Source organism: Rathayibacter sp. AY1C9 (genome assembly GCF_002932315.1).
In the GTDB taxonomy this organism is placed as follows: domain Bacteria; phylum Actinomycetota; class Actinomycetes; order Actinomycetales; family Microbacteriaceae; genus Rathayibacter.
The window spans coordinates 1-24173 of record NZ_PSVZ01000025.1 but is presented as its reverse complement, the minus strand read 5'-3'; the positions used below and the strand labels follow the sequence as shown (position 1 = coordinate 24173).

Below are 24173 nucleotides of genomic sequence, written 5' to 3'. Positions count from 1 at the left end.
CCGCGACGAGCCCGACCCCGTCGACGTCCCCGCTGCTGTCGACGGGGACGAGCTGCCCACCGGCGCCGTTGACGTCGACCAGGACGCGGAGGCTGTGGACGTCGACGCGATCGACACGGCCGTGCCCACGGGCGCGGTCGGTGCCCCGTCGACGGCGCAGGCCGCGGCGGCGTCGACGGACAGCCGCGCCGGGTCTCGCCGCGCGCGACGGGTGCAGGAAGAGGCCGCGGCCGCACGTGCGGCCGCGTCACCGCTGGCGCGCGAGAAGCCCTCGAAGCGGTCGCGGAAGAAGCGGGCGATTCCGCACCAGGGCGGGAAGCAGAAGATCGAGAAGGAGCCGACGCCTAAGCGCCCGCTGCGGCCGACGTCGACGGGATGGCTCGGCCGCGGGGGAGGGCAGGCCGTGTCGGTCCAGCCCGCCGATGAGTTCCGCGCGACCACCGTGCAGGTGTGCGGGCTGTACCCGTTCTCGGTCGGCACCGGAACACCCATGATCGGCGTCCCGCTCGGGAAGAACCTCGCCACCGGCGCGTCGGTGCTGTGTGACCCGATTTCGTGGTTTCAGCGGGCGCAGCTCATCTCCAACCCCTCGATGTTCGTCCTCGGCAAGCCGGGCCTGGGGAAATCTTCGCTGACCCGCCGCATGGCGACCGGCCTCGCCGGCTACGGGACTCTGCCGCTGGTCCTGGGGGATTTGAAGCCTGACTACGTGGACCTGATTCGCGCGATGGATGGGCAGGTCATTACCCTCGGCCGCGGCCGGGGGTATCTGAACATCCTCGATCCGGGAGAGGCGACGACGGCGGCGCAGCGTCTCCGCGAGGACGCTGACCGGGCGCTCGCGCGCGCGGCGGAGCTCGACGCCCGCGGGGAGGACTCGAAGGAGGAGCGCAAGCACGCGGTGAAGTCGCAGCGCCTCGCATCTCAGGTGCTCGCGGACGCGCACGGCCGCCGGCACACGATGATCGCAGCGCTACTGACGATCCTCCGCTCCGAGCCGCCCTCGGACCGCGAAGAAACGATCATCGACCGGGCGCTGAAGTACCTGGACGAGACGCACGAGGGCATCCCCGTCCTCGCGGACCTCCTGGCCGTGATCCAGGCGGCGCCGGAGGAGATTCGTCAGGTCGCGCTCGACCGCAACGACCTCAACCGGTACAAGGCGATCACGGAGAATCTCGAAGCCTCGCTGATCGGTCTGACGACCGGTGGCCGGCTGGGGGAGATCTTCTCCCGCCAGACCACTACCCCGATGCGGCGGGACCGGCCCGTGGTCTACGACGTGTCCTCGATCGATGACTCTGAGGGCGATCTGCAGGCCAGCATCCTCCTGGCGTGCTGGTCCGCCGGGTTCGGAACCGTCAACGTCGCGTCCGCTCTCGCAGAGGCGGGGTTGGAGCCGCGCCGGCACTACTTCGTCATCCTGGACGAGCTGTGGCGGGCGCTGCGCGCAGGCCGCGGCATGGTCGATCGCGTCGACGCGCTCACCCGCCTCAACCGTGCCCGCGGTGTCGGCCTGGCGATGATCAGCCACACCATGAGCGACCTCCTCGCCCTGGCCTCGCAGGAGGACCAGATGAAAGCCCGCGGGTTCGTGGAGCGCTCCGGCATGGTCATCTGCGGAGGCCTGCCCGGTGCGGAGATGCCGCTCCTGACCTCCGCCGTCCCTCTGTCGAACGCGGAACAGAACATGCTCACGTCCTGGCAGGACCCGCCCGCGTGGGACCCGGTATCCGGACACGAGTCGGAGCCTCCCGGCCGGGGCCGGTTCCTGATCAAGGTGGGCGGCCGGCCCGGCATCCCGATCCGGGTGCAGCTCACCGCCGCCGAGCTGGACGTCAACGACACCAACAAGCTCTGGCACACCACCTCCCGCGCGGGACGGGCGAACGAGCCTCTGGCGACCGATCCGGTGGTCGTGGAGATTCTGCCGTGAACATCCTCACTGAGTCTTTCGCGATCCCCGCGGCGATCGGGGGGACATGCATGTTCGTGGGCTCGGCCGGGAATGTGATCCTTGACGTGATCAACCTCCGCGAAGAGGTCACGAGGGAGCATCTGCTGCACGGGGCATCCGCGCTGCTGCTGGCCGCCGCGTCAGGCTGGATGGCTTTCGCCGCCTGGATGGTGATCACCGGATGACCTGTCCCTCAACGGTCGTCTACGACGGTTACCTCTGGGGCTGCTCGATGACGACGATGCGCCCGCACAGGGACCACATGACGGACCTTCCGTGCGAGTACGCCGACAACGGCCAGGCCGTCCTCACCTGGGGTACTAGCTGGCAGGCGGCACCCGCCGACACGACGCCCCGCTATGACGGGCCGATCTATGAATGCTGCGAGCCGCGCCGGTTTCTGCCTGCGCCCGTTCCGCTGGCGGAGCTGGTGACGTCGTGACCATGCCCCGCACCATCGCCGCTCTCCTGCGGGGGCCGCTCGGTCAGGTCGGCGCGATCGCCGGGCTCCTGGCCGTCGCGGTCCTCGTGGCCACCGCCGCCTCGTTCGCGTTCACCGCGGCCGTGGAGCACGCGATCCCCGCTCGCGCCCCTCTCACTACAGCACCGACCGAAGGAGTCACGCCATGAGCCCGTCGAACAATCGCAAGCGCGAGCCGGGGCGATCCGGCACCCCGTGGTGGACATACCCGGTGGCGGTGGTGTTCGTGGGAGCGATCGCTCTCTTCGTTGCCGTCCGGTACGGGTCCGAGAAGGACGGCGTGAATCCCGATATCGGGACGTTGGAGCCGCTGGGCGTCATCGTGGGCCTGTTTGACGGAACGGTGGTGTGGCCGCCCACCGCAATACTGATCTGCGCAGTGGTGGGCGCCGTGGTGGCCCTGTTCGGGACGCTGTTCCTGTGGGCACGCCTGTCGGGCCGGAAGGAGCGCCGGGCGCGAGCTGTCGCCAACCGTGCCGCTAGTCACATGGCCACGGAGGGCGACCTGGAGCACCTGCGGGTGAAGGAGGCGACCGCGAAATCTCGACGGTTGGGCGTGAAGAACAGCCCCGGCATCCCATTGGGGACGATCGCTCCGGCGAACAGGAAGCAGGTGTTCGCGTCGTTCGAGGACATGACCACCCTCATCGCGGGTCCTCGCGTGGGGAAGTCGACCAGCTTCGTCATCCCCGCGGTGATGGCAGCTCCTGGCGCGATGGTGACCACCTCGAACAAGCGCGACGTGCTCGATGCGACTCGCGACGTGCGGGCCGCGTTCGGTCAGGTGTGGGTGTTCGATCCTCAGCGCGTCGCGCGGGAGGAACCGACCTGGTGGTGGAATCCGCTCACCTACGTGACGGATGACACTCGGGCGGCGAAGCTCGCCGGCTACTTCGCGGCCGGCAGCCGCAAGGCCGGCTCGTCCGGTGGCGACAACGCGCACTTCGAGGCCAACGGGAAGCTGCTGCTGGCGAGCTTCCTGCTCGCCGCGGCCGTCTCGGGCCGGCCAATCCGGGACGTGTACACGTGGACCACGGAGCCCACCAACGAGGAGACGGTGCGCATTCTCCGCAAGGGCGGCTACCCGTTGCAGGCGGACGGGCTGCTGGGCCTGTTGCAGTCGGACCCCAAGCCGCGCAGCGGCTACTTCGTCACCGCGCAGGAGATGGCGTCGAGCTTGCAGAACACGTTCGTGTCCGACTGGATCAATCCTCGAGAAAATGAGACGCGACCGGAATTCAAGGCCGCCGATTTCGTGCGTGGCCGGAACACCCTCTACAGCCTCTCCAAGGAAGGAGCTGGCACCGCCGGCCCCCTGGTCACCGCGCTCACCGCGGCGACGCTGGAAGCGGCGACGGACCTCGCGGACGTGTCCGCGGGCGGGCGGATGCAGACTCCGTTGGTCGCGATCCTGGACGAGGCCGCGAACGTGTGCCGGTGGCCGGACCTGCCCGACCTGTACTCGCACTTCGGGTCCCGGGGCATTCCGATCATGTCGGTGTTCCAGTCCTACTCGCAGGGCGTGGCCGTGTTCGGGAAGGAAGGCATGGAGAAGCTGCGCAGCGCGTCGAACGTGTTCATCTATGCCGGCGGTGTCCGGGAGAACGACTTCTTGAAGAACCTCTCTGAGCTGGTCGGCACCTATGACCGGGAGGCGTCCACGGAGAGCTTCAACAAGGGCGTGCGGTCCACGTCGACGTCGTTGAAGCGTGAGCCAATCCTGGAAGTGGACGAGCTGGCGAACCTGCCTCGCGGCTACGCGGTCATGCTCTCTTCCGGCGCGCGCGCGGCGATGCTGCGCACGATCCCGTGGTTCAGGGGACCGAAGAAGCAAGTTGCCGCGATCAAGGCCTCTATCGCCGCGCACGACCCCTCCAAGCAGCCTGCCGTGGTCGAGGAAACCGCCCCGGCTGCGGCGGCCGGCCCCACGGCAACCGAGCCCACCGTGGAGGACACCGCAACCGCCGTGGTCGAGGACTCGACGGTCACGGCCGCGGGCGAGGACACGTCGGCCGCGGCCGACAGCGAGAACGTCGCTCCGGCAACCGCGGCGGCGGCGGGCGCTCCGGCCGCGGAGGGCGCAGCGCTGCGGGACCTTCTGCGGACGAAGGACGCGGACACGGCGAAGGACCGCGCTGATGCCCCTGCCTGACCCGTTCGATGAGGAAGACCCGTTCGCCGGAGGCGAGACGCCCTCGACCACCGAACCGGACCCGGCACCCACTGAACCGGCGCCGACCGTCGCCGCTCCGGTGCCGACGACGAGCGACGTGTCGGCACCGGCAGAGGAGCCGGGGGCGGAGCGGGTGTACGGATCGGTGGATGAGTGGCTGCGGAAGTACTGGCGGTTCTCCTACCGCCGCCGCGTGTCCGCGAAAGGTCCCGCTACCGGACGGTGGAAAGCCGAGTGGTGGAACAGTGACGAGGCCGTGCAGCGGTTGGAGACGTTGTGGCTGAGTTGGGAGGACGCACGCCGGGAACCCGGTCTGCCGTTGAGCGCCTGGTGGCTGAACCACGCTGGCCCGCACATGGCCGTGCTGCTGTCTCACGATGGGCCGTTCGCCGGGTCCACGGACGAGAACGAGCCTGGCGAAGCACTGCCGTACAGCCGGCCGCCGGATCACCTGTTCCCGCCGGACCGACAACCCGACTGACCCGGGGCAAAATGAGAGGGAGGGCAGCGCATGATGCGCTGCCCTCCCTCTCGTATGTGCAGCCGCCTATCGGGGCTGTGGACGCTGCTTCGCCGCCTACCGCCACCGGCTTACCGCTGTTCTCTCCGCACAACCGACGAGCTGGACAACTTGAACCGGAGTGAGGGTGCGCCCTACGCGTCGTCTTCTCCTGCTGGTCGCGCTCGGCGCTAGGCTCCGAGGCATGGAAGCAGCCCGTCATTTCCGAGTACTGGCCTCAGCGGTAGGAGTGGCAGTGGCGCTGTTCTTGTCTGGCTGCGCTACCGCCGAGGATCCCATTGCAAGCTCTGCTTCCGCGACCGCGAGTCCTACTCGGTCTGCGACTCTGACTCCGACACCAACACCAACGCCGACGCCGACGCATGTGCTGACCGAGTCGATGGTCGGCGGCTTTATCTATCAGTTCAAGTGCTCGGGTGCGTCGACGATCTTCAATTCGCTTGAGGAGGTTTGGGCCGCTGGGACAGAGTTTTCATACTGTGAGACTATTCGCGTGAGCGGCGTAGCGCCGTCCGAGGCACAAAAGAGCATCTTCACATATGACTTCGATAATGCGGCATACGACAAGCTTTTAAAGGATTACTACAAATACTGCACCTCTTCGACACTCGGATCGACTGATCCGGCCGCTTTGAGCAAAAGCGAGTACGCTAATCGGCTTATTGCAGTGAAACTTTGCCCCAATAATCCAGGAGCTGCTCCGTACGCGCAGATTGTTGCCGGCGAAGAGCAGGCCGAGAGAGACGCAGCCTCGGCGGCGGCTGATGATGCTCGCTTGCGAGCCGAAGGAAGGCGAGTCGGAGACGGCACGTACCGGGTGGGGGAACCTGTGCTTCCAGGGACTTATGTGAGCGAGGGAAGCATTAGCAACTGCTATTGGGAGCTCCTCGACAGCGCCGGAAATATCATTGACAACAACTTCGTGTCTTCAGCGCTTCGCCTGGAAGTGGTCGTAGTAAGTGACGCCTATTCCTTCAGCTCCAATGGATGCGGCACATGGGATTTACAAGAATAGTGAACTAAAAGCAGTTCAATAGAAGTAGGGCGCCGCCATGGTGCATGTGGCGTGCTCGAACAAGCAGAATTGCCTATGGACACTCACCAAAATCGCCACGGCGAGACATGGTATCCCGTCGAGATTTGACCCCCGAATGAGGATTTGATCCAGGATGCAGATGTGCCTACAGTGCGAGGAACTCATGACTGTGAGCACTCGAAATTAGGGGATTTCCATGCACGCACGACGTAAAGCCGCTTCACTACTCGGAGTGGCCCTCTTCCTGGCGACAAGCCTGATCGCATCAGGGCCTGCGCAAGCCGAGACAAGCGCCACCACTAGCACGCTCTCGCCCGAAGTACTACATGACACGAAGATCGGTGATTCTCTGATCTTTTCCGACCCGGCCGCGACACCTGCTCAAGCGACGCCCTCATCCTCGGGGCAAACGTCACTGCGCGCTGCGTCCTTCACCATCACCTGCACGGTCGACGCGCAGAACCCGCACATCTCCGAAGGCGCCCGCAAGAAGGGCCAAATCTATGTGATCTACAAGACCAACGTGAAGTGCACCGGCACCGGCTCCTACCCCCCTACGGCCTCAGTCAGAGTGAGAAGTGGCCTGATGTGGGACAGCGCTTCCTACAACGGAGACACCAGCAACGGTGTGAACTGGCAGCAGGTAAAATCGAACGACGAACCGCGCACCGTCAAGGTGAATGGCTCCGGAAACGTCTTCTACACGCCTGCAGCCGATAAAGCCGGCTCCACCTTGACGGGCCACTATCAGGGTTCATCGACCATCGAGATCATTACCCCCACAGGTCAGAAAACTGGATCCGACATATCGTCTCCTGTTTTTTGCAAGCCGACGACTCAGACGGCAGTCTGCTCTTAGCCGATCCGCTCCATAACAACTTCCGGGGGCGGCGTCAACCAGATCAACGTGACGCCGCCCCCATCCTCATCAAAGCGAGCCGCAACCGAAAATCCGCCGTCTGACGCATTTTTCTTTGCCCACTCTAAAGCCTCTGAAGCCGATCCTCCATCGAGATTGAAGGCGCTGATGCGCCGCCCCGGATTTACAATCATAATCCGGTAACCACTTGCTGTCATTTCCGTCGAAGAATCTCTTTCATCTACTGAATAAACATTCATTTTAGATAAACTGTTTCCAATCGCTAATAGCAAGATATTTGGGCGTGCGCTTCAAGATGCCTTGCGGCATATCGGTGTTAGTAGTATCAGCCCGAATGGTAGCAACCTCATCAGCTGGGACCACGCGGGTTTCGTTCATCAGACCGGCGAAGTATTAGAAGACCTTTCCTTCTGACGTGTCGGGCTGCGTACAGCTCCTAGAAACTCTGCTCCGGTGTCTGCCGGGAGCGGTTTGCCGTGCGACTCGGAGTGGTCTGCGGGACGTTCACCTTGTGCGCTCCGGGCGTCGCGGGAACCGCTTCGGACACGGGCTTGCCCTGTGCGATCGTCGCGCGCATGCGCACGTCGATGGCCTCTTGCGGGATGCCGTGGGCTTTGAGTTCAGCGGCCATTGCGGTGCGGTGCTCGGCGCTGTCGTACGCTGCGGCGCCGTGGTTGCGCTCAGCGCTCGCGCGTCCCTGATCGGACGCGGCGGACGTCTCAGCGGCGCTCCTAGCGGCCGGCGCGGCCATAGCCGGCTCTGCGGTCGGGGTGGGGGCTTCGTCGCGGTAGAGCTGCGCCTGGGAGCGGGCATCGGTAGCCAGCTCTCGCAGCTCGTCGGGCGTGTGAGCGCTGGTGCCGCCCTGCTCGGCGGTCACGTCGTACTCGCGCGCCTGCAACTCCAACGCCGCCGCCTGATCGATGCGGAACTGATCAGGCGTCGGAGCATCGGTGACGGTGGGTGCATCGTCGGCGCGGGCGAGCGAGTTGTCTGCTCGATCATCCAGCCGGTTTGCTTCGCGCACTGCGTCAACCGCGTCCACGAACTCCACCGCAGCGGAGCCCCGCTCGCTCGTGGACAGGTTCTCCGACGCCGCCTGCTCCCGGTTCAGCTCCGCACGCGCCAGAGCCGCACGAACGTCTTCCGGGGCGGCTCCGGGACTGTTCACGTCGACGCCGTACCGCTCCTGCACTTCTCGAGCGATCGTCTCCGACGCGGCCTCGGCGCGCGGGTCGAAGTCCTTCCACTGCTGAGCCGTCTCGTGCATGCGCGCGATCTGGTCGACGTTCGCGCGGTCCCAGAACTCGGGACGCTCGACCAGTGCGAGCCGGTTCGCGGCGACGTCCCGCTCCCCCTCGAACCGGAGCTGCAACCCGCGCTGCTCTTGCTCGCTGCGCCGCTGCGCTTCGCGGGCCATTTCCTCGCGGGCGCGGGCGAACTTGTCCGCCATCTGCGCGGCGACCGCGATCGCCACCCGGAGCGCCTGCCCGGTGTCGTTCATTACCTCGTCGTGTTCCTCGGCCATGAGAGCCCCTTCCCCTACCTCTCCAACTCGTCGCGCTGCTGCGCGGGAGTGTTCGACAATCCCGGACCTGTCGTCGTGGTCGGCACGACCACCGGCCCGCTCGTGCGCGGCGGCAACGTCGTCGGCACCGGCGACCCGACACCGGAGCGGCCCGCGGCCAGCGCGGCGCGCTCCGCGGTCGCACGCTGCTCCGGCGACAACGAGGCCAACACGTTCGTGTGCTCCTGCGCCGTGTAAGCGTCACGAACCTTCGTCAACCGCTCACGCAGCGCCGCGGACAACTCCGCTGCGCGTCGCGCGTCGCCGGCGGCCTGCGCGGCACGGCGAATCGAGTTCGTCGTCGTCGCGAGCTGCCGGAACAGCAGCGCCTCCGCGGTCGCGTTCTTCCCCTTGGACACCTGCGCGAGGATCAGCGCTGTGGTGTTGCTCATCGACGGCATCGCCACCGGACGCGGCCGGCTCTCGGACGGCCGCAACTGCGCCGACCGGGCGAGCGTGCGCGCAGCATCCGCGAGCGGCCCGGGCGTCGTCTCCAACCGCTTTGACCATGCCGCGTAGGCGCCGGCCGTCTCGCGGGCGACGTGCGCCCACGCCGCGTGATCTTCCGGCGGAATCGTCTTGATGTACTCGTGCAGCCGCGTCATATCGCGTGCGTACAGGTCGAAGAACTGCGGGTTCATCTCGGCCTCTTCCCGGCCCGGATTTACCGGCCGGTACTGCCACGGGTTCTTGCTCGACGCGCGCCACTCTGCGACCGCTTCGGTCGCGGATTCCGGGCGGTCCGGCCAGCCCTTCCGAAGCTCGGGGAGCGACAGGTCACGGGCGAGCCGGAGGCCGCCGTGCCACACCGGCTGCTCACCCTTCGCGGGGCGCAGCGCCACCGAGTAACCGGTCACCACATCGTCTCGCCCGGCGGCGAAGCGGGGACGGATGAGCACACCTTCTCGCTTCATCCGGCGCACGAACTCACCCTCATCCACCGACGCTGTAGCCGCGGCCCGCACCGCCCTCTCCAACCGCTTCGCATCGACCTCGACCGCACCGCGCCGCCGCGCCGCCTCGCGCGCCGGCCGGCGCTCTTCGCGCTGCAACAACTCCGGCTGCTGCGCCGCGATCATCGGCGCCAGCTTGTGCTCGTGTTCCAGCTCACGAACCACCTTCATGGCCCGGTGGAAGTCGTTATGCGTCGACGCTTTGGTTCCGTCCTCACGCACCAGAGACACCGCCAGGTGGATGTGATCGTTGCCGTTCGAGGACACGCCGTGACGCACCGCGACCCACCGGCACGCGGCCTTCCCGCTGGCCTCCGTGAAACCCATCCGGTCCACGAAATCCTGCGCGATCTGCCCCCACTTCTCGTCGGTGAGCTGACCCTCCTCCGCCGCAAGAGACAGGGAGCAATGCCACACGTTCGCCTCCTCGCGAACCTTCACCACCTCGCCCGTCTCCGGGTCACGCTTGGACACCTGGCGCAGCACGTCGACCTCGAAATGCTTGCGCGGCTCATCGATGCTCTCAGCGATCGCCAGAGCGGTCGCGCGGTCCAACTCGTCGTACCCGTACAGCGCCATGATCGCCGCATCCCCCGCGACCAGGTGCGGCTCCGTGTGCTCGTTCGCAAACCCGCGTCCCGCGAGGTACGACATCAGCCCACTCATCTGCGCGCCACGGGTCACCTTCGCGATCACGTGCGGTTCACCACCGACAGCGCCTCGGACACCAGACCCGCCACCCGCCGGTACTCCGCCGTGACCTCCACGGCCTCCGCAACGTAGCGGCCCTCCGCGTTCGCGAACCGGGCAATCTGGTTGACGTTGTTCGACGCGTTGGCCATCTCGCGCTGCAACTTGAACAGCATCGCGACAGCCTCTTTCCGCTCCTTCGCAGTTACCACCTTCGCGTCCATCGCGGACTCGAACAACAGCCGCGCCACCGTCACATCTCGGACCTCCGCCCGGGCACGCAACTGTGCATCCTCCTCGGCCGTGACCTTCACCACGTATCGCTTCTCCCGCCGGCCCTCCGGCACGTTCGGACGGCGCTTACGCCCGAAGATCGGCCGCTTCTCCTCCGACTCGGACACGAGAACCACCATCCCTTCAAGGCCCAGCGCAGCGAACCCGCCAACCGGCGGGGACCATACGACCAGTATGCCCCGGTCCTCCACGCAGCGGAAGGGACGCGTGCGACATGGGGCACCCATGTCTATTGCTTGCTGACTCTGAAACTTCACGAACCGGACCGCGAAGCGGTAGGCCGGGTCCCGATCCGCGAAGCAGGATCGAGGACTGGCAGACGACGGCGGCGCCCGTTAATCTGACGGTATGCCTGAGAAGACGATCGATCCCGAATCCGCCGCCACATCAGCCCGAGCCCTCCTCGAGAGATCCGTCGAGGATCGTGTAGCTGCCGTGCGGACTCTCGTCGCCGCGATCAACGACGTCGATACCGCTGATGCCGCCGCCCGAGACGCACGCGACGCTCACTCGAAAGCATGGGACGCCGCCCTCGCTTCGGGATGGAGCGACAAAGACCTCCGCGCCACAGGAGCCCGCGCACCCGGCCCCGCTCGCGTCCGCAAGTCCCGACCGCGAGCGACGACACCGCGCCAGGAATCTCCCCAGACAGAGCAGCCGAACACGGGATCCTCCGGGGACTCCCACCACGAGCCGCAGGAGTGACCCTGCCCCGCCACGCCGCATCCTTTCGGGAGAGGATCGCGCCCGAAGCGCTGGTCCTCCTAGAGGAGCTGAACCTCTACTACCCACCTCGCTTCCGCGAGGGCATCCCCTTCACCGGAACTGCAAACCGTCGACGTCAAGACGCGGTGTTCGTCGACCGCATGCACGATCCGCAGCTCGACCTCCACCCGGACACCGCCGACCGCGCAGCGAACAGCAGCGCCGGGTATCGCGGCGACCGTCGACCCGCCTGGCTTATCGACGCAATAGTCGCCTCCTCCTACGACCCCGAGCGACGCGAAAGAGTGTGGGCCGACGTGCGTAACATGCGCGCCTACACCGATGACTTCGGACCGGTTCTCCGAGATGAACAACGACGACAGATCGACGCCACCTACCGCAAGCAACACCGCATCGATGATCTGGCCTGGACGCCCGTTCGACTCCTCGCCCTCAGCAGCGCCGCCGTCATCCTCACAGTCCTCGCGTGGACCGTCTTCTCTACCTTCACGATCTTTCCGCCACACCCATACGCCGTCAGAATCCTGACGCTCTTTGCAGTAGCCGTGTTCGTGATCGCAGCGCCCGTCTACTTCTACCTCGCCGGGCGACGCCGTGACTACCGCAAGTGGTACTACAGCAGTGACAGTCGCTACGAAACGTCCACCGATGACGAGGACGAGCACGACGGTTCGAGCGCCGCAGCGTGACAACGCACGTCACGTCCGGCCGTCCCTCCGACCGCTCCACTCTGGCCTTCGTGACGAGGGCGTCAAGAGCGCTCCGCGTCCCCTTCGGGGATGCCCCAGAGGGGCACTCCTGACACCCTCCTCCCTCCGGCCGACGCTCTGCTTATCGGAGGGAAGGCCTCACCCTGGGGCACCACTAGCACCCCGGCGAACGGCGCAGCGGGGAGCCGGCCTCGGTCGGCATGCCGACGCATGACGGCCGCCGTATGCGGAAGTAGTCTCTGTCGCATGAGCGCCGCGCAACCGCTGTCAACATCCACCGTCACCCTCGCGATGGACTACGGACAATTCACCATCACCAGTGGCATGCCTGACTCCGACGAACTCGCGCTCCTGGAAGATGCACTGACCACACCGCCCTCGGCCGGCGACGGCCAAACCGTGCTCGTCACATCCCCGCACCAGAACAACTTCCAGACGGCGATCGCCATCGAGCGGTGGGCCACTCGACCCCAGTCCGACACCGACGACTGGGAACAGATATCCGTCGAAACGATCACCCTCACCGCACCAACCGTGCGACTCGACAGTCCCACGATGACCGGTACAACTTTCGAGCTGGCGAAAGGAAGCTACTGGGTCGAAATCAGCGGACGCGGCTTCGTCAACTACGGCTGGCCAGGCTCCACCACACCAGGAGACATATGGCGTCTACGATTCTGGCCCAACACCGGCCCCACCGACCGCACACGCAAACTCTGGGACATGCCCGGCTTCGGTATCCCAACCTCTTCACTGCCGAAGAAATGGGCGGCCATTACGGCCGCAGCGAACGACCCGACAACCTATCCCCCGACTCCCGCGACCGCGCAGCCACTCGATACACCGCCGACCGGCGGACAGTGACGTCACGCCTGAACACTCGGTGCGTGCTCAGCCCCGAGAGCGCAGCTCCGCGGCACGTACGGCCAGCTCCTCGCGGGGCTGATGGGCAGCTCACAGATCACGGCGTGTCGCTGCTCGGGCTCGCTACGGTCAACCCATGACGACTCTTGGCCAGTACTCGCTCCTCAACCTTCTCACCCTGCAACTAGCAGCCAACCCTGCCGCGGCAGTGACTCCAGACGAAGTGCTCGGTGCGATGGAGGAGCGCCGACTCTTCTCGCTGCTGCGGGACACCGCCGAGAGGGTGGGCGCCGATCCGTCCCTCATCGCGTCGCTCGCCACTGCTGAGGAGGACGTGGCCGACTACCTCTCCTCGTGGGCGAACGTCGCTGACCTCCTGCGGAAGTACTCGGGCGACCTGACCGACGACAGCTCGCAGGGGTGGCTCGTTTTGGGGTTCGCTATCAACGACATCGTGCAAGATCGTGGCCGCGACGTCGACGCGACTTGGGACCGTTCGTAGCAGTCCTGCCGCGAGGCCTGGTGCTCGTGCCGCTCACCTTCAACCAGCGACGGAGCTAGTAGTCGTATCCCGCATGGGTGGCGATGCCCAGTCCCGGCGGCGCCGCCACCCTGCCCGCCAACCTGAGGTACACCCCAACCGGACGTCAGGCACCATCGCCGAAGCGCGTCCGAATAGGGCCATGTCGGGCCTTGTCTGACACTTGCACCTGCGGCTCTTAGACTTCAACTGGACAAGTAGCGGTCGGAGGCGGCATGTCGGGTCAGAGGGTCGGGTACGTGCGGGTGAGCACGTTGGATCAGAGCACGGTGCGCCAGCTCGACGGCGTGACGCTGGATCGAGTCTTCGAGGACAAGGCCTCCGGCAAGGACGTGAACCGTCCGCAGCTCGAAGAGATGATCGGGTTCGTCCGCGACGGAGACACGGTGCTCGTGCACTCGATGGATCGGCTCGCAAGAAACCTCGAAGATCTTCGCCGGCTCGTGCGCAGACTGACGGACAAGCGGGTCCGGGTCGAGTTCGTGAAGGAGCAGCTCACCTTCACCGGTGAGGACAGTGCGATGGCGAACCTGCTGCTGAACATGATGGGCGCGTTCGCAGAGTTCGAACGCGAACTCATCCGGGAGCGTCAACGCGAGGGCATCGCCCTCGCCAAGCAACGCGGCGCCTACCGCGGGCGCCGCCGGTCGCTCTCCCCGACCCAGATCGCCGAGCTACACGAACGTGCTGCCGCTGGCGTGCCGAAGACGACGCTGGCGAAGGAATACGGCATCAGCCGAGAGACCGTCTACGCCTACTTGCGTACCAGTGAAACGCCCTCCGCCTAGGCTGGCGCGGTGCTGGCTACCCTGGCCGGGTGGACTTCATTGGGTTGACGCCCCAGCACTTTGACACCGCGCTCGGCGAGGTACTGACCACAGCCATGCAGGCGCAGGGCTGGAGCGCACAGAAGGTAGCCGTGTTCGCACGGCTCCGACCGCGCACCGTCCGACGCATCCTGACCGGTAAAACCTCGGCCGGCACCGTACAACTGCATCGCCTCCTGCGAGTCCTGCAACTCGACCATGACGCCACGATGCGCACCGTCTACATCGAAGCGCGAGTCGCGCAGCTCGCCGCGGACACCGAAGCGGCCGAGGACCGCGACCGCACCCGGGACATGCTCGGATGATGACCGGCAACGACCTCGCCGTTCTCCTCAACCCGTTCGTCATCCTCGGCGCCGTCGTCATCGTTGCGGCAATCCTCGGCGGGCCGTGGCTGCGCGACCGATACATCTTCCGAGAACTCAACCGCGACACCGGCGTCACCCGACACCAGCCCACCGCCCTCTTCACCCCGGGACGCACCGGCAACCCGCCGCTGGTGTACTTCCTGGAACTGCACTACGCCGAACGCCTCGCCACGGTACTGATGCTGCACCGCATCGGCGCCATCGCGAGCCTCCACGACGGCTCCATGACCATGCACGACCGCGCCGGACGCCTCCTCACCCACCTCAGCGCACTCGACGTCGCCTACTATCGCCGCCTCAACGACACAGCCCCACAACCACCCGACCCGGAGTAGACAACCTGGGCCCCGCGCCTCGTTTCACGCCCCCTCAGCGGAACTGCTAACGGCCGGGTCAAACGAGACGACACCCCCAGCGCCACTGCGCGGCCCCACAGCCGACTTGCGCGCGACCGGTCAACGACCCCCTAATGGGACACCGCCAGACGTCAGTGCTCATGGGCCCAACCGGACGGGATCGCTAATGGCCGGTCCGCCCCCTCCCCTACAGGACGGGTCCAGCTACGGTCTCCCCACCAGACGGGTCATCTGCCGGCGAGAAACCGGAGCACGGGCGCTGCAACCGAGGCCGTGAAGCGCGGCGTGGCTAACCAGACCATGCTCGAAGACCCGCGCTTGCCGTCAGGCAGGAGCCCCTGGGCAGACTACGCTCCGGTGGCCAGATCACCCGTCCGTACTTTCAGACCGACGAGTTACCCGACCGCCCTCGATCCACGTCTCGATCACTCTCTGCAGGCGCTGAGATTCCATCCGCACGCAGTTGCTCGCCAGGAGCCCAACCGAACGCACTCGACTGGACCGCACCGGCGTCGGCGAACGGTCGCGCGACGTTCCGCAGTCGGTCACCTCTCTTGAGGACCAAAATTCGTACAGCGCGTACGGCGACACCGATAGCAAACAAGACCCAAAACCCAATCTGAACGACGTTGAGCACTGACGACACCGAAAAAAGACTTGACGCGCTGGCCTCAATCATGGTCTCCTGCTCCTACGGGGTTGGGGGCGAACCTCGCCGACGAGTGAATCTATTCTAGATCACTAAGGTTGTAGTAGTCCATATGTTCAATGGGGAACGAATGCGCACTCGATTCGCGATGACCGCAGCTACATGTCTAGCCGCGGCGCTCATCGCAACGTCATCGCCGGTCAACGCGGCCGAAACGATAAGCACAGGAAACACAGACTCTGTTTCGCAATATCTCGAAGAGCATCCCGATATCGTCATCGCGGATGATGCAGTTCTCAGCTCCGATTCAGTCATCGTCTTCGGCTCGAAGGGTGAAACCGTCGAGGTCATCGGAGATGACGCTCCAAGTGAGGCTCGAACTTCCGGTACGGCCGGAAACGAGTCCGCTCAGGTCGCCGCAGCGTGCAGCTACCGAAACGCCTCATTCGTCAACGTGTCGGGATGGGTGGAATCCACTGACGGATGCGGCATCATCGGCTATGACTCAACTGCTCGGTGGAGCTATTCCTGGACACAGGACAAGTTCGCCTTCAACAGCGGCCCCTCTTGTGTGCAGGGCCGTGGATACTCGGTAACGCCGAGCGTCTCGACGCCGGTGTGGTACACGGCCGGTTGCGGTGGCTCCGGCTCAGCAAACGCCCTCATCGGGAACCGCGCGACCGTGGCCAAGATCCGTGGGTATTCGAGCGCCCCGGGAACAATCGGGTACGTCCGCTGGAAGTGACTCACTCCATCGCGACGAGGCTGCTGGCCGCTTCGGTCAGCAGCCTCGTTGTGGCGTGCGCCCTAGTCGGATGCGCCGAATCTTCAAGTACAACTAAGAGCCTGACGACGAGCGACATTGGCGAAATTGCCAGCAATAACGCATGTTCGAACCCTCACTTGATGGGCGGAGACCCTGACTATTGGGGATCGGCAGCGGGGTTGTACTGCCTACCCGAATCCGGGACTGGCGTTGTTCTAAGAATTTATGATGAACCGGACGCCACCCTCAAGCTTATTGACGATTGGTCTGCCCTCATTACTGAGGATAACCAATTAGTCTACGGCGATTACTGGTTTGCGACAGGTCCCGCAACGACGCTCGAAACTCTCTTCGGTGAATTTAACCCTCGCGGGCCTCAGACATTTGCGCCGGCCGGTACAAAGCCAACCTCCGCTGAAGCAAATTTGGCCTTGTGTTCTTCTATCAGTTACGGCGTCACAACACAGTATCTACACACTGGCGACACTGTCGACCTCCAGCAATATTACGCCAGCTACCCGGGTCTACATGACCTCGTTTCGTCTGTGGCATCTAAGGCCACTCGCGACGGGGCGGAAGCCGCCATACAGGATGACCTACTTCTCACAGCCGCACTGACGAAGTATGATTCCGACATCAAGTCATTTTGTGCAGAATCTTTTGGCGCTAAGCGGAATACTGCTAGCACGGCGCATAATCCTTAATCTTCATCTTTCCGGGCTGCGCGTCCGACGAAGTGAACGGATCGACGAGCATCTGTAGCTTGCCAATTTTCGAAATGACGTACTACAAAAGCTCCCGCAATGAAAGAGTACCCAATTCCCTCAGCTATGCGAGTAAGAACTGGGACCGTTGAAAGAATTTGGCTGATTGTAGGGGACCCGTCAGCTTGATAGGGAGCGATCCAGATCGGCACTATCAATCCGAAAAATAAACCTAACGATATGCCGCCGATGCCAATCCAAAACATTGCGGTTGATGAAAGTGCTTTAATCATGAGGCTCCTTCGCCTATAGCTTAAAGTGTCGTTGGAATCATCGCACTCGGTTGTGGGCGTTGGTATCACCCGGCAGCCGATCAGGCCGCCTGCGTTCCACTCAGCGCGCTCGCCTTCGCGCGGCAGAACCAGCGCTGACCTCCCGATCAGGCGTGGACGTTCCCTTGGCGCCTGCTACACCATTCCCACACCGCTCTGAGCATGTCGGAGGTCGGAGCTACCATCTGCGACATGTCTCAGTGCACAGCGCCCGTACGGGGCCACATTCGCGGCGGCGGCGCCGATTGCCCAGTTCACGGTCGCGGCGGCGGCTACAGCTACTACGAGCAGCCGCGGCCCTACCGGCCGCACACGCCTCCTGCGGCTCCGGCGCCCGTGCGCCGGAGCGGGAGCGTGTCTGGCGGCGGCGGGCGCAGTGCTCGTCCGTCGTGGCAGCCGAGGACGTCGACCGTCTCGTACACGCCGCAGCAGGTCCGCGACCTGGAGCCCGTTCGTCAGGCAACAGTCGTGCGCACGGTTCAGCAGAACGATGTGTTCCTCTGCCACGCGTGGCCGGATCGTCAGGCCGACGCACAAGACGTCTACGAGCAGCTGCTCGCGAACGACGTGACGGTCTGGTTCAGCGAGGTCAGCCTCCGGCCTGGTACAGACATGCGCGTCGCGATCGATCGTGGTCTGGTCAGTTCTCGGATGGGCATCGTACTGGTCACGCCCGCGATGCTCGAGAAGCTGCGCACCGATCGGAGCATCGCGAGCAACGAACTCAGCGCCCTCCTCCGGCGGAGCCTTCTGGTGCCAGTGATGCACGGCGTGACGTTCGAAGAGCTGGACCAGGTGACGCCGACTCTCGCGTCGCGAGGCGGGTTCAGCACGGCGGAGGAGCCGATGGAGAGCATCATCGTCAAGATCGCCGAGCTCGTCGGAGTCCTCACAGAGGAAGAGGCTGACGAACTCAGCATGACGTCCCGCCGCTGGTAGCTCTCGCCCCTAGTCGAACGACAGCAGCACTCGACCAGCCCCGCTACGTTCATCCCATGGCAGAGACGATCACCTTGACCCTGAATCTCGGCCCGAACGCGTCCATCGCCGCGCTTGGGGCGGCGGTCGATGATGTGAGGCGTGTCCTCGAGTTCGCGAGCGCCCTGCAGCGCCGAACAGATCGAGGCGCGCTCATCGCTGCGCGAATGCGTTCGCGACGGCGCGGACTCGGCCGCGCTGGTGACCTTGCCTGGAGCGATGGCTCGCTCTTCTTCGCGGCCCTGGAACCCGTAGACCTTCCTCAGCCGATCGACGAGTTCGAGCGCATCGCTGGCCGCGAAGCGGACGCAAACGCTCAGATCACCGTCCAGAGCCTCCGGTACGAGAACCCGCTCGAACTGGTGATCCTCGCCGGCGGAACCGTCGTCTACGCGCTGCTCCGCCTACTCCGTGACTGGCCTGACCGTCAACAGCTCAACCGAGCGGCAGTCCGCGAGTACGAAAACGGCATCATCTTCCGCGAGCGTGTCCGCGCCCGCGTCCTCGAGCAGATCGATTCCGGGGATCTCCCACTGGCCCCGGAACTGATCGACTCCCTGCTCACCAATGATGTTGCAGACGCCCTCGGTGCCCTCGGCGATGGACCGCTGAAAGTGCTCGGCCTTTCGTCGGGCTCAGCCGCTTCGAAGCCGACCACCGAGAGCTGAGTCGAGCACCGTCCCGTCTACCCATCCCTCATCGGACGGTCGCGCGTTGAGCTGCGCAACGTCAGCACGGGAAGATGGAGGCATGTCGAAGAAGATCGAATCCGCCTACCGCAAGCTGGCCGACGCGCTGGAGAAGCACGCTGAACTTGTGGAGCTGCTGGCTGGCACATCGTGGGCAGCGGTTTGGGACCTTGATGCGCTGAAGACTCAGATCGCAGCCGAGTACAGCTACCCGCAATCATCGCCGCGAACGACGACGGACCGGTAGGCGAGACCTTCAGGCGGGGGTACCTTCGCCGTATGACGGGTGACCCTGGTGCTGTTCTGGCGAGCTTCCGCGAAGCAGCGGTTGCTCAACTCTCTGCGAGCTGACGATCTGAAGTGCTCCCGCAGCGATCGCCGCAAAGGCGATCGTCAAACCTGTGAACGGCAGGGTGTCGGCCACGTCCCAGGGGACAAAGAAGAGTCCATGGTCGGTCAGCGGATTGATCAGCATGAGGAGCACTACCCCGATCAGCGTGATGGGCTGCTTCGGGGAGAAGAGGAACGCGCCGACGATGGCGAGAGGGAAGGTGATCACCCAGAGAACGGACATCGCGACCCAAGGGAAGTCGGACTGGGTGGCGGCGTAGCAGCCGTCCGTCAGGCCACCGAAGCACTGCCCCCAGTGCAGCAAGAAGGCGGCAGCGCCGACGACTCCCGCCGAAATGAGGAGCGTTCCGACGGCCCGTGAGTAGCTCCTGAGTCGCGTCATGGCCCCACCTTACGTTCAGGCCGTGAACTGTCGGTGAACTTTTTCAGGCAAGCTTCCTCTGAGCGTCCTTGCCCTCCACTCTGATGTCTCAGACGGCAATGCCGCCGTCGAGACTCAAAGTTGGGGGACTTCCAGATGTCAATTTCACTCGCTCGTCACGCCGAAACGACACGCAGCAAGCGGTTCATGGGACGCGCTGCGATCGCCGGTGTAGTGCTCGCACTCCTCGCGACCGTGGCACCGGCCGGGGCCCAGGCCGCTCCGGCTCCGGCGCCTGAGGGCTCATCCGCGGTCGGCTACCTCACCACCGACGAGGGATTCACGACCGAAGTTCCGGCCGCGTACCTTCAAGAGGGCGCACCCGAGTGGATCGAATACGACGAGGGCATGTCGGCCGCAGCGGTGGGCGGAACCTGCACGAAGCCGCTGTGCGGCCGGATCGTGAACAAGGGGTCCATCTCCTTCCGAGTCTCCACCGACTACACGACCAACGGGCAGGTCGCCGCGGGTGCGGTGCAGAAGACGATCGCACCCAATGTGGAGGCCGGCGCTCCGTACGACTGGGATGCGGTGCTCATCCCCGCGGGTTACTGCGGCACCTTCTACACCGGAGCCGGGTACTACTTCCGCAGCACCGAAAGCCGCGTCGGACAGGCATCCAGCCGGTGGCACAAGATCGATGACGCGGGCGCCCACGCGATCGTGAAGCAGGGAAGCTGCGCCTAGACGTCTGGCAAGACGGCAAAGAAGGGGGGAGGGGAAGCGCTCGCGCTTCCCCTCCCCCCTTCTTTGCCGTTCCGCAGCTAGACACTCAATCAACCATTCCCATACGAGACGGTTCCGATCTGTTGTTGCGCTCGAGAAGAGACTGCAATGCGTGGCCCGTTGGGGCCGATGGACGATGATGATGTCGCGATGCTAGAGGCCACTGCAACAGATTAGTTCCAATCAAGAAAATTTGTTGCAATGGGTTGGGGTCGCTTCTTGCCAGAAGCGGCCTCGACTATGCGGCCGCTCGGAAAGAATAAAAGACAGCTACGTTATCAATTTGTGACCGGCCGTTCGCGTCGCGTTTGATGATTTTGGGATATTGTCTACATCAGGGCTCATAGGAGATACCTATCACAGCCTTGGGGGGACAAACCATGCGACTCGTCACAACTCGAAAGATGACCATGGCAGCGGCGGCCGGTCTTCTGGCCGGCGCCGCTCTCTTCGCGACGGCGACGCCGGCCAGCGCCGTGCAGTACAGCGGAGGGTACTTCCCTACATACTCCGCCTGCCGTGCCGAGGTTCAGGCCTATCGTGCGGACGGGTGGACGATTCTCAAGAACTGCCCCTACGTTCCGGGGTACGGCTACCTCGTGGACGCATCGAAGGGTTAGGCCATGCGGAAGGCCCGGGTCGCTCGCCTCGGCGATCGGCTCGGGCCTTCCGCATGACAGGATCAGGCCGGGTCGCTCGCCTCGGCGATCGGCCCGGGCCTTCCGCATGGCAGGATCAGAGTGTGGATTCCCGAAGAACGACACTCTGCACCATCGCCACAATTGCAGCGACGATTGCGATCCTCTCTGGCTGCACACCCAGAGACGTCACGTCCGACTCGGCATCGGCATCCGCCCCGGCCTTGTCATCGGCAGCTCCCGAGGCGACTGCGACTGCTTACGATCCCAGTCAGAGCACCGATCAAAATCTGGCCGTCTTCAACTCGGTCAACGAGCGAACGGTCGCGTCAGTCGGCGATCCGAACGGGACGGACTTAGCACAGGCTCTGATCAACAGCGGGTTCGACCAGACGCAAATGGAGACGACTGTCGAAACGACGACCGCGGGCGAAACAGCTGACGCGATTTTTATCGCGGTTAAGTCTAATGGTTCCTGCTTCGTCGGTCAGTATCGTCACAAAGCTTCCGGGGAAGACGGCGACAATAAATATGTCGGGGCGCTGTTCCAACCCATCTCGACGGGTAAATGCCTCATTGGCAACTCGCTGCCAGTCGAGTGATCATCTGGACCGCGTTGCCGTCCGCGGAGTTTTAAGTTGACCAAGTAACGCCCCTATCGGACGCGAGACGACCCGCTACCTAGACCGTCGGCCGGCGGCGGTGTTCGCGTCGAGCTGGCGATCAATGTCAGCGACGATCGCGCGAGCACGCTCGGCCTGCCCGCGGGGGTCGCGACCGCGGACCGATCGGCTGACCGTTGTAGCGTGCGCTCTCCTCCTCGTTCTTGGCTTGGTTGTCCACCTCGCTGGCGAACTCTTGTAGTGCTGCGGCTGTCGACGGCGATCGTCACCCGCGACTCGCATTTGGCGCCGGGTGAGGTCCAAAACCGGATGCCGGCGTGCACCACGCCGGACGGGTACGACGACTGGCTCGGTGGGCACCTGGACGTCGACGCTTTGAAGGAGCTGCTCGAGTAGAAGTCGAGCGCGGTCGCGTTCGACCTCGAGCACTACGAGGTTTCTCGAGATGTGAACAGCGTCCGCGACAACGGACCCCACCTGCTCGACCCGCTCCCCTGGGCGTCGTCGTGTTGGCACGTCGTGTCTAATGGTGCGGTGCGGTCGAGAAGTGGGGACTTCGTTGACGCCGCGACGGCCATACCGGTGCAAGGGGCTCCGGTGCCGCCCTGCTCTCGGCCGCGTGCATGGCGCGGCCGAGAGCAGCACCCGCGACGCAGCTTTCCGAAACCTGGGTTGCCGAGAATGAGGCCATGTCTAGAGGCGGTCCGACCAACCCGATGCCGGGCCAGCACATGCGCTTCGTGCGGTACGTGAGCACTCGTGACGGGTGGACGCCCGAGATCGTGCGCGGCGAAATCGAGGACCGCACGGACGCCGGCTGGCGGGTGCGGGTCATCGATGACGTGCGCGAGCTCCCGGAGACGGAGTGGTCGATCTACTACCCCTGACCGGGGCCTCTCGGCGGGGTGAGCGCGGACGCCAGACACTCGCTCATGGTGCGCCGCCTGTAAGCGGCTGGCTGGTAGAAACAGAGCGATCACTGATTCCCTCTGCTTGGAGATACCCGATGGCACAGAAGCTCTCTCTGATCGATGACCTGGACGGCTCTGCAATTGAGGGTGACGGTGGAACCGTCACCTTCTCGATTGACGGCGCGAACTATGAAATCGATCTATCGGCGAAGAACACGGCCGAGCTGCGCTCCGTGTTCGAGAAGTACGTGGACGCCGGCCGTCGTGTGCGTCGAGACGGTAACGCCGGCTCCTCGGCTCCCGCTCGGGCGAAGAGCGACCCGGAGCGGTTGAAGGCGGTCCGGGAGTGGGCGGCGAAGAACGGGCACAACGTGTCGGATCGCGGCCGCATCTCTGCTGAGGTTCAGAAGGCGTACGACGACGCCCACTAGGGCGGCGTCACCGTTGACGCTCGGTGGAGCGGCGCCGCGGGTAGCCCCCGGCGGGCCGCGAAACGGAGTGCGCGCCGGGGGCTACTGGCGGTCCCTCGGCCAACCGGGGCGAATGGCGGGGTCCGCGGCAGCGGAGCCGGGACGTGCGGTCCCGCTCGACGCCGCCTCGTCAGCGTAGAACGCTGCCCGCTTTGGGGGCAGTCCCAGTCGCCGGTGTCACAGTGACGCCATGGCCACTCCCCGGAATCCCCTGGCGCGTGCGGCGCTGATCAGCAACGGCATGGTCTGGTTCGGGTTGTCGCTGATGTTCGCGAGCATCGCCGGGGGGCAGACGTATGCGGCATTCACCGGGCAGTGGTTCAACGTCCTCGGCTGGGTGCTCCTCGTTGCGGTGGCGATCGGCCTGGCCGTCGTCGGCGTCATCGAGAACCGGAACATTCGCGCGGGAAAGACGCGCAAACCGCGGCCCCGCCGCTGACCACCGCTCGAGCGCGAATGGCCGGTCCACGCGTGTGATCGGGGGGGTCGAGGGGGGTCTCCCCCTCGTGCGGGCCGGCCCGTTTCGGGTCGACCCGCAGGCGCGTGCTCAGAGCATGTAGAGGTGGTATCCGACCGCCACGCCCTCGCGGAGCGGGCCGAAGGTGTCGGCGTAGTCCTGCGTCTCGTGGCTATTCGTGATGAGGTCGAGCGCGACGCGCTCCTCGTCGCTCTCGTCGCTCATCTCGTCGGGCTCGTCCTCCCACTCGCGGAGGACCCGATGCCCCGCGTCGGTGACGCGGCAGAGCGCCCAGTATCCGGAAAACGTGCCGACGCTCTCGCGCTTGAACACGAGAGCCGTGGCGGTCGGCCAGGCGTGCCGGGCGGCAGCGGTGAAGAGCACGCGCACCGCGGCGTGCAGGGCGCGGATCTCGCCAGTCTGGGCGGCAGCGTTCACGGCGTCTTGCGCGGCGCGCAGCTCGGCGGTGTGTCCCCACTCGTCGACGTCGGGGGCGGGGGTCGTGGTGGTGGTCATGG

30 protein-coding genes are annotated in these 24173 nt (G+C 65.0%); 23 read left to right on the top strand and 7 right to left on the bottom strand.

Annotated features, from left to right (window positions below; all coding sequences use genetic code 11):
* Positions 1–253: 253 nt before the first annotated feature.
* From C5D09_RS14555 to C5D09_RS17205, 8 genes are all read left to right on the top strand, one after another.
* Positions 254–1936 carry an ATP/GTP-binding protein gene (locus C5D09_RS14555; protein ID WP_374953325.1) on the top strand — a complete coding sequence of 561 codons (1683 nt, stop codon included), beginning with the start codon at positions 254–256 and terminating at the stop codon, positions 1934–1936.
* Positions 1933–2142, top strand: coding sequence for a hypothetical protein (locus C5D09_RS14550; protein ID WP_104256225.1), 210 nt, complete (start codon positions 1933–1935; stop codon positions 2140–2142). Before C5D09_RS14555 ends, C5D09_RS14550 begins: the two co-directional genes overlap by 4 nt.
* Positions 2139–2399, top strand: a complete 261-nt coding sequence (locus C5D09_RS14545) for a hypothetical protein (protein WP_104256226.1) — start codon at positions 2139–2141, stop codon at positions 2397–2399. The genes C5D09_RS14550 and C5D09_RS14545 overlap by 4 nt, the downstream gene beginning before the upstream one ends.
* Positions 2400–2401: 2 nt before the next feature.
* Positions 2402–2587: a hypothetical protein gene (locus C5D09_RS14540; RefSeq protein WP_104256227.1), complete on the top strand. Its 186-nt coding sequence runs from the start codon at positions 2402–2404 to the stop codon at positions 2585–2587.
* The gene (locus C5D09_RS14535) at positions 2584–4590 is read left to right on the top strand and encodes a type IV secretory system conjugative DNA transfer family protein (RefSeq protein ID WP_181074616.1); all 2007 of its coding nucleotides are present in this window, start codon (positions 2584–2586) and stop codon (positions 4588–4590) included. The genes C5D09_RS14540 and C5D09_RS14535 overlap by 4 nt, the downstream gene beginning before the upstream one ends.
* Positions 4577–5092, top strand: a complete 516-nt coding sequence (locus C5D09_RS14530; protein WP_104256228.1) for a DUF4913 domain-containing protein — start codon at positions 4577–4579, stop codon at positions 5090–5092. The genes C5D09_RS14535 and C5D09_RS14530 overlap by 14 nt, the downstream gene beginning before the upstream one ends.
* A gap of 274 nt (positions 5093–5366) precedes the next feature.
* Positions 5367–6146 (top strand): hypothetical protein, encoded by a 780-nt coding sequence (locus C5D09_RS17210; RefSeq protein ID WP_146083199.1) that lies wholly within the window; start codon positions 5367–5369, stop codon positions 6144–6146.
* Positions 6147–6399: 253 nt separating this feature from the next.
* Complete coding sequence (locus C5D09_RS17205; protein ID WP_146083200.1) at positions 6400–7026, top strand: hypothetical protein; 627 nt, start codon at positions 6400–6402, stop codon at positions 7024–7026.
* Here C5D09_RS17205 and C5D09_RS14525 read toward each other — a convergent pair.
* From C5D09_RS14525 to C5D09_RS17890, 5 genes are all read right to left on the bottom strand, one after another.
* Positions 7023–7286 (bottom strand): hypothetical protein, encoded by a 264-nt coding sequence (locus C5D09_RS14525; RefSeq protein ID WP_104256229.1) that lies wholly within the window; start codon positions 7284–7286, stop codon positions 7023–7025. The two genes, C5D09_RS17205 and C5D09_RS14525, sit on opposite strands and share 4 nt — an antisense overlap.
* 197 nt (positions 7287–7483) lie before the next feature.
* A complete protein-coding gene (locus tag C5D09_RS14520; RefSeq protein ID WP_104256230.1) occupies positions 7484–8572 on the bottom strand; it encodes a hypothetical protein in 1089 nt (362 codons plus the stop codon).
* Positions 8573–8586: 14 nt separating this feature from the next.
* A complete protein-coding gene (locus C5D09_RS14515) occupies positions 8587–10260 on the bottom strand; it encodes a relaxase/mobilization nuclease domain-containing protein (protein WP_104256231.1) in 1674 nt (557 codons plus the stop codon).
* Entirely contained in the window at positions 10257–10667 is a 411-nt protein-coding gene (mobC, locus tag C5D09_RS14510; RefSeq protein ID WP_104256232.1) for a plasmid mobilization relaxosome protein MobC, read from the bottom strand. The genes C5D09_RS14515 and mobC overlap by 4 nt, the downstream gene beginning before the upstream one ends.
* 268 nt (positions 10668–10935) lie before the next feature.
* Positions 10936–11058 carry a hypothetical protein gene (locus C5D09_RS17890; RefSeq protein WP_258063701.1) on the bottom strand — a complete coding sequence of 41 codons (123 nt, stop codon included), beginning with the start codon at positions 11056–11058 and terminating at the stop codon, positions 10936–10938.
* A gap of 191 nt (positions 11059–11249) precedes the next feature.
* Here C5D09_RS17890 and C5D09_RS14505 point away from each other — a divergent pair, with 191 nt between their 5' ends.
* The 10 genes from C5D09_RS14505 to C5D09_RS14465 all read left to right on the top strand — a co-directional run bounded on the left by C5D09_RS14505 (position 11250) and on the right by C5D09_RS14465 (position 19305).
* A complete protein-coding gene (locus tag C5D09_RS14505) occupies positions 11250–11963 on the top strand; it encodes a hypothetical protein (protein WP_104256233.1) in 714 nt (237 codons plus the stop codon).
* Positions 11964–12230: 267 nt separating this feature from the next.
* Positions 12231–12848: a hypothetical protein gene (locus tag C5D09_RS14500; RefSeq protein ID WP_181074614.1), complete on the top strand. Its 618-nt coding sequence runs from the start codon at positions 12231–12233 to the stop codon at positions 12846–12848.
* A 136-nt stretch (positions 12849–12984) separates the two neighbouring features.
* Positions 12985–13350, top strand: a complete 366-nt coding sequence (locus C5D09_RS14495) for a hypothetical protein (protein WP_146083202.1) — start codon at positions 12985–12987, stop codon at positions 13348–13350.
* A gap of 254 nt (positions 13351–13604) precedes the next feature.
* On the top strand, positions 13605–14177 hold the full coding sequence (locus tag C5D09_RS14490) for a recombinase family protein (protein ID WP_104256235.1): 573 nt from the start codon (positions 13605–13607) through the stop codon (positions 14175–14177).
* Between the two features lie 29 nt (positions 14178–14206).
* The gene (locus tag C5D09_RS14485) at positions 14207–14521 is read left to right on the top strand and encodes a helix-turn-helix transcriptional regulator (protein ID WP_104256236.1); all 315 of its coding nucleotides are present in this window, start codon (positions 14207–14209) and stop codon (positions 14519–14521) included.
* On the top strand, positions 14521–14919 hold the full coding sequence (locus C5D09_RS14480) for a hypothetical protein (protein ID WP_104256237.1): 399 nt from the start codon (positions 14521–14523) through the stop codon (positions 14917–14919). Before C5D09_RS14485 ends, C5D09_RS14480 begins: the two co-directional genes overlap by 1 nt.
* An 818-nt stretch (positions 14920–15737) precedes the next feature.
* Positions 15738–16334: a hypothetical protein gene (locus C5D09_RS17200; protein WP_146083203.1), complete on the top strand. Its 597-nt coding sequence runs from the start codon at positions 15738–15740 to the stop codon at positions 16332–16334.
* A gap of 1249 nt (positions 16335–17583) precedes the next feature.
* A complete protein-coding gene (locus C5D09_RS14475) occupies positions 17584–18330 on the top strand; it encodes a toll/interleukin-1 receptor domain-containing protein (protein ID WP_104256238.1) in 747 nt (248 codons plus the stop codon).
* Between the two features lie 56 nt (positions 18331–18386).
* Positions 18387–19037: a hypothetical protein gene (locus tag C5D09_RS14470; RefSeq protein ID WP_104256239.1), complete on the top strand. Its 651-nt coding sequence runs from the start codon at positions 18387–18389 to the stop codon at positions 19035–19037.
* Positions 19038–19119: 82 nt separating this feature from the next.
* A complete protein-coding gene (locus C5D09_RS14465; RefSeq protein WP_104256240.1) occupies positions 19120–19305 on the top strand; it encodes a hypothetical protein in 186 nt (61 codons plus the stop codon).
* A 9-nt stretch (positions 19306–19314) separates the two neighbouring features.
* On the opposite strand, the gene C5D09_RS14460 is transcribed toward C5D09_RS14465, so the two are convergent.
* Positions 19315–19791, bottom strand: coding sequence for a hypothetical protein (locus C5D09_RS14460; RefSeq protein ID WP_104256241.1), 477 nt, complete (start codon positions 19789–19791; stop codon positions 19315–19317).
* Positions 19792–19926: 135 nt separating this feature from the next.
* On the opposite strand from C5D09_RS14460, the gene C5D09_RS14455 reads away from it, so the two are divergent.
* The 5 genes from C5D09_RS14455 (at position 19927) to C5D09_RS14440 (ending at position 23637) form a co-directional block, all read left to right on the top strand.
* Positions 19927–20517 carry a hypothetical protein gene (locus C5D09_RS14455; RefSeq protein ID WP_146085516.1) on the top strand — a complete coding sequence of 197 codons (591 nt, stop codon included), beginning with the start codon at positions 19927–19929 and terminating at the stop codon, positions 20515–20517.
* A 781-nt stretch (positions 20518–21298) separates the two neighbouring features.
* Complete coding sequence (locus C5D09_RS17195; RefSeq protein ID WP_146083204.1) at positions 21299–21796, top strand: DUF6993 domain-containing protein; 498 nt, start codon at positions 21299–21301, stop codon at positions 21794–21796.
* Between the two features lie 710 nt (positions 21797–22506).
* The gene (locus C5D09_RS17190; protein WP_146083205.1) at positions 22507–22704 is read left to right on the top strand and encodes a hypothetical protein; all 198 of its coding nucleotides are present in this window, start codon (positions 22507–22509) and stop codon (positions 22702–22704) included.
* 119 nt (positions 22705–22823) lie between these two features.
* On the top strand, positions 22824–23159 hold the full coding sequence (locus tag C5D09_RS14445) for an Lsr2 family protein (RefSeq protein ID WP_104256244.1): 336 nt from the start codon (positions 22824–22826) through the stop codon (positions 23157–23159).
* Positions 23160–23388: 229 nt separating this feature from the next.
* Positions 23389–23637 carry a hypothetical protein gene (locus C5D09_RS14440; RefSeq protein WP_146083206.1) on the top strand — a complete coding sequence of 83 codons (249 nt, stop codon included), beginning with the start codon at positions 23389–23391 and terminating at the stop codon, positions 23635–23637.
* 108 nt (positions 23638–23745) lie between these two features.
* Here the strand turns inward: C5D09_RS14440 and C5D09_RS17600 are convergent.
* A partial coding sequence (locus C5D09_RS17600) for a hypothetical protein (RefSeq protein WP_104256246.1) occupies positions 23746–24173 on the bottom strand: 428 nt, incomplete at its 5' end.